This window comes from Ectopseudomonas alcaliphila, assembly GCF_900101755.1.
Classification (GTDB): Bacteria; Pseudomonadota; Gammaproteobacteria; order Pseudomonadales; family Pseudomonadaceae; genus Aquipseudomonas; species Aquipseudomonas alcaliphila.
The window spans coordinates 208,809-220,879 of record NZ_FNAE01000007.1 but is presented as its reverse complement, the minus strand read 5'-3'; the positions used below and the strand labels follow the sequence as shown (position 1 = coordinate 220,879).

Annotated in this window: 10 protein-coding genes; 5 read left to right on the top strand and 5 right to left on the bottom strand. The window is 61.4% G+C overall.

All coding sequences use genetic code 11. The features are described from left to right. Positions 1-68: 68 nt before the first annotated feature. On the top strand, positions 69-326 hold the full coding sequence (locus tag BLR77_RS20140; protein WP_074681139.1) for a type B 50S ribosomal protein L31: 258 nt from the start codon (positions 69-71) through the stop codon (positions 324-326). Beyond that, a complete protein-coding gene (gene ykgO, locus BLR77_RS20135; RefSeq protein WP_074681137.1) occupies positions 323-478 on the top strand; it encodes a type B 50S ribosomal protein L36 in 156 nt (51 codons plus the stop codon). Before BLR77_RS20140 ends, ykgO begins: the two co-directional genes overlap by 4 nt. 1 nt (position 479) lies before the next feature. On the opposite strand, the gene BLR77_RS20130 is transcribed toward ykgO, so the two are convergent. From BLR77_RS20130 to BLR77_RS20110, 5 genes are all read right to left on the bottom strand, one after another. Further along, positions 480-2,033 (bottom strand): sigma-54-dependent transcriptional regulator, encoded by a 1,554-nt coding sequence (locus BLR77_RS20130; protein ID WP_074681135.1) that lies wholly within the window; start codon positions 2,031-2,033, stop codon positions 480-482. Positions 2,034-2,185: 152 nt separating this feature from the next. Further along, positions 2,186-5,254 carry an efflux RND transporter permease subunit gene (locus BLR77_RS20125; protein ID WP_074681133.1) on the bottom strand — a complete coding sequence of 1,023 codons (3,069 nt, stop codon included), beginning with the start codon at positions 5,252-5,254 and terminating at the stop codon, positions 2,186-2,188. Continuing rightward, a complete protein-coding gene (locus BLR77_RS20120; RefSeq protein ID WP_074681131.1) occupies positions 5,251-6,336 on the bottom strand; it encodes an efflux RND transporter periplasmic adaptor subunit in 1,086 nt (361 codons plus the stop codon). The genes BLR77_RS20125 and BLR77_RS20120 overlap by 4 nt, the downstream gene beginning before the upstream one ends. Beyond that, complete coding sequence (locus BLR77_RS20115; protein ID WP_162275020.1) at positions 6,333-7,424, bottom strand: efflux RND transporter periplasmic adaptor subunit; 1,092 nt, start codon at positions 7,422-7,424, stop codon at positions 6,333-6,335. Before BLR77_RS20115 ends, BLR77_RS20120 begins: the two co-directional genes overlap by 4 nt. A gap of 52 nt (positions 7,425-7,476) precedes the next feature. Beyond that, the gene (locus BLR77_RS20110) at positions 7,477-8,316 is read right to left on the bottom strand and encodes an alpha/beta fold hydrolase (protein WP_238380602.1); all 840 of its coding nucleotides are present in this window, start codon (positions 8,314-8,316) and stop codon (positions 7,477-7,479) included. A 1,148-nt stretch (positions 8,317-9,464) separates the two neighbouring features. On the opposite strand from BLR77_RS20110, the gene phhA reads away from it, so the two are divergent. The 3 genes from phhA (at position 9,465) to BLR77_RS20095 (ending at position 11,948) form a co-directional block, all read left to right on the top strand. After that, a complete protein-coding gene (phhA, locus tag BLR77_RS20105) occupies positions 9,465-10,250 on the top strand; it encodes a phenylalanine 4-monooxygenase (RefSeq protein WP_074681124.1) in 786 nt (261 codons plus the stop codon). Between the two features lie 151 nt (positions 10,251-10,401). Beyond that, complete coding sequence (locus tag BLR77_RS20100; RefSeq protein WP_024308976.1) at positions 10,402-10,755, top strand: 4a-hydroxytetrahydrobiopterin dehydratase; 354 nt, start codon at positions 10,402-10,404, stop codon at positions 10,753-10,755. Further along, a complete protein-coding gene (locus BLR77_RS20095) occupies positions 10,752-11,948 on the top strand; it encodes an amino acid aminotransferase (RefSeq protein ID WP_074681122.1) in 1,197 nt (398 codons plus the stop codon). Before BLR77_RS20100 ends, BLR77_RS20095 begins: the two co-directional genes overlap by 4 nt. Positions 11,949-12,071 lie beyond the last annotated feature (123 nt).

Genomic DNA, 12,071 nt, shown 5'->3' with positions numbered 1-12,071 from the left:
TGCTTGCAATAAAAACAAGAACCATTATCATTCGATAAACGTTATACAGTAACAATAGGAGTTCACAGATGAAGCCCGGTATTCACCCCAGCTATCGCACCGTTCTGTTCCACGATGTCGCCGCCAACGCCTATTTCCTGATCGGCTCCACGGTGGACACCGACAAGACCCACGAATACCAGGGCGTGGTTTACCCCTACGTCACTCTGGATGTTTCCAGTGCCTCGCACCCCGTCTACACCGGCCAGCAACGTCAGGCCAAGAGCGAGGGGCGTATCGCCGGCTTCAACAAGCGCTTCGCTGGTTTCGTCGGAGGTGGCGCATGAAGGTCCTGTCCTCACTGAAGCAGGCCAAGCTGCGTCACCGCGACTGCCAGATCGTCAAGCGCCGCGGCCGCATCTACGTGATCTGCAAGACCGAACCGCGCTTCAAATGCGTACAGGGCAGGCCCAAGCCGAAGCGCAAGCACAAGGGTTGAATCAATCCTTGCCCAAACCATGCTGGCGCAGCTTGTTGGCAATGGTGGTGTGGGAAACACCGAGGCGCTTGCCCAACTGGCGGCTGCTGGGATGGTCGCGGAACAACCGCTCCAGCACCGCCTTCTCGAAACGGCCGAGAATGTCGTCGAGGCCGCCTTCCACCGAGAACTCGCCCAAGGGCTGCGGCGCACCGTAATCCGGCAGGCGGATATGCTCGGCCTTCACCGTCCCCCCATCGCACAGCGACACCGCCTGGAACAGCACGTTCTCCAGTTGCCGCACGTTGCCCGGCCAGTGGTAATGAGCCATGCGCTCGAAGGCCTGCGGCGCCAGCTTCGGTAGCGCGCAGCCGATCTGCCGGCTGGCGGAATCGAGAAAGTGCTCGACCAAGGGTGCCAGGCCGTCGAGGCATTCGCGCAGCGGCGGGATATGCAGGCTGAGCACATTGAGGCGGTGGTAGAGATCCTGGCGAAATTCGCCATGGGCGCACAGCTCGGACAGGTCAACCTGGGTGGCACAGATCACCCGCACGTCCAGGTACACCTCCTCGTCGCTGCCCACACGGCGGAAGCAGCCGTCCTGCAGAAAACGCAGCAGCTTGGCCTGCAGGCGCGGGCTCATCTCGCCGACGCCATCGAGGAACAAGGTGCCGCCTGCGGTCAGCTCCAGCAGACCGAGCTTGCCTTCCGGACGCGCGCCCTCGAAGGCGCCGGGACCATAACCGAACAGCTCGGTTTCGGCCATGGATTCCGGCAGCCCGGCACAGTTGAGCGCCATGAACGGCGATTGCCCACGCGGGCTGGCCAGGTGACAGGCGCGCGCCAGCAATTCCTTGCCGGTGCCGGTCTCACCCTCGATCAGCAGCGGCGCATCCAGTGGCGCCATGCGCCGCGCTTCCTTGACCACCGCGGCCATCACACGGGAGCTCTGGAAGATCGAGTCGAAGCCGCGCAGCTCCTGCTTGCGTACGTGGTAGATGCGCTCGCCGACGCGATCGGCGCGGTGCAGGGTCAGCACGGCGCCGGCCAGCGCCTCGCTGTCGTCGTGTTCGTTCTGCAGCGGGGCGATATCGGCGAGGAACACGTCGCCCTTGATCTTCACTCGCAAGCCGTTGATACGCGTCTTGTTGGCGCGCACCAGTTCGGGCAAATCGAAATCCTCGGCATAGCGCGACAGCGCCATACCCGGCACCTCGTCCACGCGCACGCCGAGCAACTGCGCGGCGCTGCGGTTGGCGGCGACGATGCTGCCGCCCATGTCGATGGACAGCACCGGAAAGTCCAGCGCACCGAGCAACGCATTGAGCTCCAGATGGCGTCGCTCGCTGGGCATCAGCCCCACGCGCTTGACGCCGAATACGCCGGGAATCGCCTCGAACTTCGGGCGTAGCGACTGGAACTGCAGATTGATCAGATTCGGGCAATGCAGGTAAATGGCATTGCCCTGCTCGCCGCCCACTTCACCACGAGCAACGTTGATGCCGTAGTCGACCAGCAGGTTGAGGATGTCGCGCAGGATGCCGACACGGTTCTGACTGTGAACCTTAATGCGCATGGCAATCCTCCAGTCGATGCCCCGCTGGCAAGGTAGGGAAGGAAACTCGAAAATCAACACCTATCAATGGTCTTTGTCCTTATGTGAGAGAGCATCACGCCCAAAGGCGCAACACACGTGACCATCTTACGTACACTCATGCACCGCTCGGCTCAGGGCATCTCGTTTACAGCTTCGACCTCCTCACCCTGATCGGCATGGCAGAGCAGATACAGGGCTGGCAGGAAGAACAGGGTCAACACCGTTGCCACGGCAATACCACCGATCATCGCGTAGGCCATCGGCCCCCAGAACGCCTCGCGAGCGATGGGGATCATCGCCAGGCTGGATGCCGCCGCCGTCAGCAGAATCGGCCGGCAGCGGTGCTCGGTCGCACTGACCACGGCGGCCTGCAAGGCAAGCCCCTGCTGACGGAAGCTCTCTATCTGGCTGACCAGAATCACCGAGTTGCGCACGATGATGCCGATCAACGCCAGTACCCCCAGGATGGCGACGAAGCCCAACGGCGAGTTGGTCACCAGCAAGGCCCCCACCACACCGATCAGCCCCAGCGGCGCCACGCTCAGCACCAGCAATACCTGTTTAACGCTCTGCAACTGAATCATCAGCAAGGTCACCATCAGAAACAGCATCCACGGCACCACACGCAGGATCGGCTCTTGGGACCGCGCACTGGCTTCGACCGCGCCCCCTACCTTGACCTGATAGCGCGCCGGTAACTGCGCAGTGAAATCATCGACAGCCGAGCGTAACTGTTCTACCAGCGCATCGGGCTGCAAGTTCCCGACGATGTTCGCTTTCAGGGTGATGGTCGGTAGCCGGTCACGCCGCCACACCAGAGGTTGCTCCTGTTCATAGCGGATACTAGCGAATGCCAGGAGCGGAATCGATTCACCAGTACGACCAGATGGTATCTGCAAGCTACCGAGCAGCTCCGGCGACTGTCGTTCATCGGCCTGCGCTCGCGCCACCACATCGACCAGATGAATACCATCGCGAATCTGCGTGATGCTCGAGCCGGATACCACGCTGTTGAGGATCTGTGCGGTGTCCTGCGAGGACAGGCCAAACTGCCTGGCCTTGTCCTGCTCGATGTCGATACGCAGCACCTTGCCCGGCTCGTTCCAGTCGTACACCACCTGACCGATGTTCGGGTTGCCATCGATGAGCGCCGCCAGGCTCATGGCCTGGCGCCGCACCTGCTGGATATCCGGGCCGCTGATACGGTACTGGATCGGCCAGCCCACCGGCGGTCCCATATTCAGCGGCTGCACGTTGGCGCCGATGCCAACGAACTCCTCACGCAGTCGCGCCCTGAGGCGCGCGAGCAAGCGATCACGCGCCTCGCCCCCCTGGCTGACGATCAGCACCTGGCCATAGAAGGGGTTGCTCAGTTGCTGATCGAGCGGCAGATAGAAGCGCACCGCGCCCTTGCCGACGTAGGAACTCCAGCGCAGCACATCCGGGTCATCGGCCAGGGCCTGCTCGAAGCGGTCCATCGTCTCGCGCGTGGCGTTGATCGAGCCATGCTGCGGCAGATGGAAGTCCACCAGAATCTCGGGGCGATCGGAATCGGGAAAGAACTGCCGCTGCAACAGGCCAGTGCCCACCAGCGAGATGGCGAAGGCCAGCAGGGTCAGGCCCACCGTCCAGTTGCGATGGCCCAGCGCCAGTGCCAGCCAGGCAGAGAACAGACGCTCCCAGCGGCTACTGCCATGCACCTCGGCCTGCGCCGGCCGACGCAGCAGGTAGACGCCCAGCAGCGGTGCGAACACCACCGCCACCAGCCAGGACAGCAGTAGCGCCACGGCGATCACCGCGAACATGGTGAACACGTACTCGCCGGCCGAGCTGGCGTTGAGGCCGATGGGCACGAAGCCAGCGACCGTCACCAGGGTGCCGGTAAGCATGGGAAAAGCCGTCGAGGTATAGGCATGAGTCGCCGCCTTGGTCAGCGAGTCGCCGGCCTCGATACGCTTGATCATCATCTCGACGGTGATCATGGCGTCGTCCACCAGCAAGCCCAGGGCGATGATCAAGGCGCCCAGGGAGATACGCTGCAAGGTGATGCCGCTGTAGGACATGAAAAGAAAGACCATTGCCAGCACCAACGGAATGGAGCAGGCCACCACTAGGCCGGCGCGCATGCCGAGGCTGATGAAACTGACCACCAGCACGATCAGCACGGCCTCGAACAACGCCTTGGTGAAGGTGCCAATGGCCTTGTCCACCACCTCGGCCTGGCTGGATACCTGATGCACGTCCAAACCCAGCGGCAGGTTGGCAGTCAGCTCGTCGATGCGCTGCTGCAAGGCTGCGCCGAAATCCTGAATGTTGCCGCCGGCCTGCATGGCCACGGCCAGGCCGATCGCCGCCTCGCCGTTGTAGCGAAACAGCGAGGCCGGCGGCTGCGCGTAGCCACGCTCGATACGCGCCAGATCGCTCAGGCGCAGCAGGCGTTCACCGAAGCGCAGGCTGACGGCTTGCAAATCCGCCTCGCTGGCGAAGGCGCCACTGGCCTGCAGCGCGATACGTTCCTGCTCACCGTCGATATGGCCCGCAGGCGTGACGGCATTTTGCGCCTGCAAGCTCTGGATGACCTGGCGCAGATCGATGCCCAGGGCCGCCAGGCGGCGAATGGAAAAATCCAGGTAGATGACTTCCGGCTGACTGCCGAGCACTTCCACCTTGCCCAGCCTGGGCACGCCCTGGAGGCCCAGGCGCAGTTGCTCGGCATAGTCACGCAACTGACGCGGCGAGAAACCTTCGCCGGTCAGGGCATAGATGTTGCCGAAGACATCGCCGAACTCGTCGTTGAAGGCCGGCCCCTGCACACCACTGGGCAACTCGCCACGAATGTCCTGCATCTTCTTGCGCACCGCGTACCAGGCATCTGGAATGGCGCGCGCAGGTGTCTCGCTCTTGAGAAATACGAACAGCGTGGCTTCGCCGGCCAAGGTGTAACTGCGCACGTAATCCAGTGCGTCGATTTCCTCGAGCTTCTTCTCCAGCCGGTCGGTGACTTGCTGCAAGGTTTCGTCGAGCGTTGCGCCGGGCCAGCGCGCCTGGATGACCATGGTCTTGATGGCGAACGCGGGATCTTCCTCACGGCCCAGCTGTACATAGGAGAAGGCGCCCATCAGCAAGGTGACCAGCATGGCGTACCAGACCAGCGTACGGTGGCGCAGCGCCCAGCCGGACAGATTGAATCCTTCCTTCATGAACCGCTGCGCTCCACGAGCCTGACCTGTTGCCCTTCACGCAAACGCGCAACGCCGGCACTGACCACTCGATCCCCCGGCTGCACCGCTCCCCGCACCCGTACCCGTGAGCCGGTCTGGCTCAAGACCTCGACCGCGACGGCGCGTACCTGCGAACTGTCGCGGTCGATGCGCCAGACGAAGTGCTGCCCGGCCGGCCCCCACAAGGCCGATGCCGGCAGCTCCGGCTCAGTTGCCGCAAGCTGCGGGGACAACTCCACGCTGACCAACGAGCCCAGATGAAAATCCGCCGGCAGTTGCTCCAGCGCCAACCTGAGCCGCTGTACGCGAGTGCCCGGATCCAACACCGGATCAACCTGCCGCACGCGCGCCCAGCTACCCTCGGCACGCGCACTCATTGGTGCCACCCAGATACGCAAGGGCTCGTCCGGATCGGTGAGCGGGCCCAACCACTGAGCCGGCACATCGACCCATACTTCCAGGCTGTCGAGGCTCGCCAGGCTGACCACCGGCGTACCGCTGGCCAATACCTGGCCGACCTCGGCATGCCATGCCGTGATCACACCATCGAGATCGGCCAATACCTGGGTCTGCTGCACATGATCTTCGGCGCGCTGCAAGGCAATGCGCGCCTGACGCAAGGTTGCCGCGCGCACCTGCATCTCACCGCTCAGTTGCTCGAGCCGCGCCTGACTGCCGACCCCCTGTCGATACAAACCCTGATAGCGGGCGAGTTCGTCACGGGCATTGCGCCACAACACCTCGGCACGCTCGAACTCGCCCTGACGACTGCGCAACTCACTTCGCTGATCACTGCTTTCCAGGCTCGCCAGCAGCTGCCCGGTACGCACAAGCTGGCCGACCTCGACCTGCCGGCTGAGCAGACGACCGCTCTGGCGAAACGCCGCAACGAGCTGATGGCGAGGTTGCACAGTGCCGGTAAAACGCGCTTGCGCCAGAAGCTGTTGGCCTGCGATCTCATCGAACAGGACCGGGCGTTCAACCTGCGCCTGGGGTTTCTCATCGCGGCAGGCAACCAGGAGCAGACTCAGCAGCGGCAGACACAACGCAGCCCACCTCATGGCTGTGCCCCTGGCCCGCTGACGGCAAGTACATTGGCCACCTCGACCTGCTGGCCGGGATAGAGCAACTGCCCCCCCTGCGCCACCACCAGATCACCGTCCCGCAAGCCCGCCGCCACCAGCACCCGCCCAGTTTCATAACGCGAGACCTCGACCCGAGACAGGCTCACACGCTGCTGCGCATCAATACGCCACACCGCCGGCTGACCCTGATCCCGACTCAAGGCAGCCCAGGGCAATACGACGACCGGCCCCAGTGACTCGGCCAGGCGCGCCGCTACCACAGTCCCGAGCGGCCAGTGCCATGCCTCAGCCGGCAAACTGACACGGATACGCAAGGTGCCAGAGCTGGCGGAAACGCTCGGGGCGATTTCCCGCACCTGCCCGCTGATCTCGCGCGCAGGTTCGCTCAGCGTATGCAGATGAATGGGAGCACCGATCACCAACCCTGTCGGCAGCGCCTCGTACCAGTCGAAAACCGCCTCGGGCGCCTCATCATGCGCCAGCGATAGCACCACCTGCCCGGCCTGCACCACCTCACCGGGCGCCACTGGGCGTGCCACCACTACACCATCTGCCAGCGCCAGCAGATCAGCGTCGGCCACCGCATCCCTGGCCAACTGGTGCCGCGCCGTGGCTGTCATCAATTCGGCCTCGGCACCTTTCAGCGCGGCCTGCGCCCGCTCATATTCATTACGATTGGTGTAGCCCTGAGGCAACAGACGCGCCTGCCTGGAATAATCAGCGCGCGCCAGATCGACGCGCGCCTGCAAGGCCTGCAACTCGGCCTCGCTGATATCCAGCGTCGCCCTTAATTCGAGGGGGTCAAGCCGCCCCAGCACCTGCCCGGTCACCACCTTGTCACCGACATCGACCGATAGCTGAGCGACCTTCCCAGCGCTGGGGAAGGCGAGTTCACTGACGAAGCGCGCCTGAACGTCGCCCGTCAGTACGGTTTGTGCCAGCCCAGCTACCTGAGCGACTTGTTGTGCAACCACCCGCACCGCCGTTTTCTCCGGCGGCGGTTCGGCAGAACACCCCACCACCAGCGCTAACAGCCCGAACACAGTGATTCGAAGCAGCCCCATGCGCGTTACAGCATCCAATCCAACGCTCATTCCCTGCCACGCCCTCTACGAATCACACCAGCGAAGGCGACAGTCTCGTGTACTCCGACACAGCGACCTCACCCCCCAGGAAAGACAAGGCCGCCTCTCGTGAGGCCAGCCATGCCGACTTGCTCTCCAGATCAAGAAAATGTCCGGCACCTGGCACCACCACGAAGTGGCTATTGACCACATACCGAGCAAACTGCCGTGCATCCTCTGCCGTCGTGTATTCATCCCGCTCACCATTGACGAACAATACCGGGATTTTTATCTGGGCAAAGCGCTCCACATAATTTTTGGCACTGAGTTCACGAACTTGCGCGATATGAAACTCAATCTGCTTATATTCGTGCTCAGCCAGACTGATCAGGTGCTTGAAGTTATAAAGCTTGAACAACCTGGGCAAATATTTGCCCACCGTGTCATTGAGCAGACTGCCAATCTTGCGCTTGTCACGCGCTGCCAGATAAGCCTGCCCATTGTCGAGATAATCGCGCATCGCCTCGTTGATCACTGGCGAGAACGAACTGATGATTGCTCTCTCGACTGAAGCCGGCGACTCGGACAGCGCCAACATGGCCGAAACCCCACCCCAGGACACGGACAACAAACTATTGACCTGAAAGTGCTCAATAAGCCCCAAAATGATTCGAACTTCATCCTCCTTGGTCACCACGCGCCCTGGCACATTGTGTTCACGCGATTTACCCGCAAATGGAAGATCGAAAAGAATCAGATTGAAGTACGGCTCCAGGTATTTGACCGTTTGCCCAAACGCCCCTGTCGTGGATAAAGCCCCATTGATCAACAGCACTGTTTTAGCGTGCTCACCACGCCAATACATTTCCGTATAAACATTGAAACCCGCCATCTCGAATATCTTTGTCTCCATGTCCCTGGCCCCGCAATTTAAATGCTAGAAATATTCATTCGCATCTATGACGCGTAAAACGTCAAAAATCCGTCGAAGAAAGAAATGAAAGCTTCGTGAAAGGTTAGGAATTACGAGGCCTGCCCCGTGAAACGATTTTTTTATAGCGCAATGCGCTCGTGACCGACAAGTCAATGACGCCATATTGCAGGCGGGCTTTTGTCACAGCTTTCTGACAGAGCACAAGCCCAACGCCCTCCCAAAAACAAACATCAATCGCCGCATCATCAGGCGCTGCCTGATGATTAAGCAGCAGAACCGATTTCGCCCAGTGAATGACGCGAATGTAATTTCGAAATAAATTGTTACGAATGCAAAAGATGAAATAGCGATATCGACAGCATCGACCGAGATAAATTCGGACGACCTCAGGAGTGTAAGGTTTTCATGACGTAAAGATAAACTTACAGAATGCCTATAAAAAGGCTTACGTAGAGCATACGGGTGTACACCGAAATTATATGCCACAAGCTGAAATACACCTTCTTATAGCAAGCAATATCATGCCAATACATATAGCACCGAAATAACTCCCACTCGCCTCACGCTATAACCTTCGCAACAGCCCTCGCATTAAACGCCCTCAAAACCTCACATATATTCCAGGGCACTTACCTTTCTACTTGATTACCCGAACGAGTGCAGTAAACCCAAACTGTAACAGCCAAGTTTAAAAAGACGACGCGACAACGCTAACCCAGTATTAAATCCAGTCATACCGCGCAATAACAACAACCACGCTCGGCTGAAACTCAGCGCACTGAACACTTATTGAAAACCACGCCATCCAAGACCCGGCATTACCGCATCAACATGCGCTGCTAGCAGGCGCACAATATATCGATGCATAGGCTCGCCTGAGCCCCAGAGCCCCGGTTGGCACAGGCCATGATTTTTGTGTAAAAAATACGTTACAAAGAACGGTCCTACAGGACCATCAGCCAGGGCTTTTGCGCCATAGCGTAATGAAAAAATTCCAGAATTCGCCTTCTCTCCGTTTCCAGACAGGTCTCGCTCCTCTACCCCATCTCCCGCGCAAAGGCATGCTTGGCCTAGACAAGAACAACAGCCCCCTGAAGGAGGCAGCGATGAAGAATACGCAGTACCTGGCCCGGGAACCGGACGACAGTGGCTTTATCCATTACCCGGAAAGCGAGCATCAGGTGTGGAATACCCTGATCACCCGCCAGTTGGACGTGATCCAGAACCGCGCCTGCCAGGAATACCTGGACGGCATCGAGCAGCTCGGCCTGCCGCTGGAGCGTATCCCGCAACTCGGCGAGATCAACCGCGTGCTCGAAGCCACCACCGGCTGGCGCGTGGCGCGGGTACCGGCGCTGATCCCCTTCCAGACCTTCTTCGAACTGCTGGCCAGCAAGCAGTTTCCCGTCGCCACCTTCATCCGTACGCCCGAAGAATTGGACTACCTGCAGGAACCGGACATCTTCCACGAGATCTTCGGCCATTGCCCAATGCTGACCAACCCATGGTTCGCCGAATTCACCCACACCTACGGCAAGCTCGGCCTCCAGGCCACGAAAGAGCAGCGCGTCTATCTGGCGCGGCTGTATTGGCTGACCATCGAGTTCGGCTTGCTCGACACCCCGGCAGGTCGACGCATCTATGGCGGCGGCATTCTCTCCTCGCCGAAGGAAACCCTCTACGCGCTGTCCAACGATCCCGAACACCAGCCCTTCGACCCGCTGGAAGCGATGCGCACGCCGTATCGCATCGATATCCTGCAACCGGTGTACTTCGTCCTGCCCGAGCTCAAGCGCCTGTTCGAGCTGGCTCAGGAAGACATCATGGCGCTGGTGCAACACGCCATGCAGTTGGGCCTGCACGCGCCGAAGTTTCCGCCGAAAGCCGCGTAGACCCTGACACCCTGTTCCGCACGGCTGCCGCTGCCCTCTGGATTCGCCGCTTGGGCGTGGCTGCTACACACTAGCGAGTAGCCCGGATGAAATCCGGGATCGTCCGCAGACATGGCCCGGTTCATTCGGGCTAAAAAACCAGGAGAACCCCATGAGCCTTGCCCAAGCCCAATGCGAAGCCTGCCGCGCCGATGCGCCGAAAGTGTCCGATGAAGAACTGGCCGAGCTGATCCGCGAGATTCCCGACTGGAACATCGAAGTGCGCGGCGACCATATGGAGCTGGAGCGCGTGTACCTGTTCAAGAACTTCCGCCATGCCCTGGCCTTCACCAACGCCGTGGGCGCCATCGCCGAGGAAGTCGGCCACCACCCCGCCCTGCTCACCGAATGGGGCAAGGTCACCGTCACCTGGTGGAGCCACGAAATGCGCGGCCTGCACCGCAACGACTTCATCATGGCTGCGCGTACCGACGTGCTCGCCGCCAGCGCCGAGGGCCGCAAGTGAGCCACTTCGCCCAGGTCGCCCGCGTGCCGGGCGATCCCATCCTCAGTCTGATGGAAGCCTATCGCCTCGATACCAATCCGGCGCGCCTGGACCTTGGGGTCGGCGTCTACAAGGACGCCCAGGGCCTGACGCCGATCCCACGGGCGGTGAAGCTGGCCGAGCAGCGCCTGCACGACAGCGAATTGACCAAGACCTACGTCGGCGGCCACGGCGATGCGGCCTTCGGCGAGCGCCTGAGCCAGCTGGTGCTGGGGGCCAACTCTCCGTTGCTGACCGAGCAGCGCGCCGACGCAACGCAAACGCCGGGCGGCACCGGCGCGCTGCGCCTGGCCGGTGACTTCATCCGCCACTGCCTGCCGGGGCGCGGTATCTGGCTGAGCGACCCGACCTGGCCGATCCACGAAACCCTGTTCGCCGAAGCCGGGCTCAAGGTCGGCCACTACCCCTACGTCGGCGCCGACAATCGTCTCGACGTGGAGGCCATGATTGCCGCCCTCACCCACCTGCCCAAGGGCGACGTCGTGCTGCTGCATGCCTGCTGCCACAACCCCACCGGCTTCGACCTCGCCCCGCGCGATTGGAAGCGTGTGCTGGAGGTGGTCAAGGCGCGTGAACTGCTGCCGCTGATCGACTTCGCCTATCAGGGCTTCGGTGACGGCCTGGAGGAAGATGCCTGGGCCGTACGCCTGTTCGCCGACGAACTGCCGGAGCTGCTGATCACCAGTTCCTGCTCGAAGAACTTCGGTCTGTATCGCGAGCGCACCGGCGCCCTGATCGTCTGCGCCAGCGACGCCGAAAAACTCATCGATGTCCGCAGCCAGCTGGCCTCGATCGCCCGCAACCTGTGGTCGACCCCGCCTGCTCATGGCGCCGCAGTGGTGGCGCAGATCCTCGGCGACGAGGCGCTCAAGGGCCTGTGGCTGGACGAGTTGGAAGGCATGCGCTTGCGCGTCGCCAGCCTGCGTCGCGGTCTGGTCGAAGCGCTGGCACCACACGGTCTGAGCGAGCGTTTCGCGCATGTGGCCGAGCAGCGCGGCATGTTCTCCTACACCGGGCTGTCGCCGCTGCAGGTGCTACGTCTGCGCGAGGAATTCAGCGTGTACATGGTCGGCAGTGGCCGCGCCAACGTCGCGGGGCTGGATGCCAGCCGACTGGATCAGTTGGCCGAAGCCATCGCTCGGGTCTGCCTCTGACAAAGCCCGAACGAGGGCGCCGAGATCGGTGCAGGCACAGATCTCGGCGCACCAAGGCAGCGCGCCAAGACGGTCAAAAAATATTCAAAGACCGTTTATCGATAAAAATACCCATTAAAAATC

Bases quoted from the DNA above. Each gene is read 5' to 3' on its own strand.
- BLR77_RS20140 (WP_074681139.1), top strand. From the start codon at position 69: ATGAAGCCCGGTATTCACCCCAGCTATCGCACCGTTCTGTTCCACGAT.
- ykgO (WP_074681137.1), top strand. From the start codon at position 323: ATGAAGGTCCTGTCCTCACTGAAGCAGGCCAAGCTGCGTCACCGCGAC.
- BLR77_RS20130 (WP_074681135.1), bottom strand. From the start codon at position 2,033: ATGCGCATTAAGGTTCACAGTCAGAACCGTGTCGGCATCCTGCGCGAC.
- BLR77_RS20125 (WP_074681133.1), bottom strand. From the start codon at position 5,254: ATGAAGGAAGGATTCAATCTGTCCGGCTGGGCGCTGCGCCACCGTACG.
- BLR77_RS20120 (WP_074681131.1), bottom strand. From the start codon at position 6,336: ATGAGGTGGGCTGCGTTGTGTCTGCCGCTGCTGAGTCTGCTCCTGGTT.
- BLR77_RS20115 (WP_162275020.1), bottom strand. From the start codon at position 7,424: ATGGGGCTGCTTCGAATCACTGTGTTCGGGCTGTTAGCGCTGGTGGTG.
- BLR77_RS20110 (WP_238380602.1), bottom strand. From the start codon at position 8,316: ATGGCGGGTTTCAATGTTTATACGGAAATGTATTGGCGTGGTGAGCAC.
- phhA (WP_074681124.1), top strand. From the start codon at position 9,465: ATGAAGAATACGCAGTACCTGGCCCGGGAACCGGACGACAGTGGCTTT.
- BLR77_RS20100 (WP_024308976.1), top strand. From the start codon at position 10,402: ATGAGCCTTGCCCAAGCCCAATGCGAAGCCTGCCGCGCCGATGCGCCG.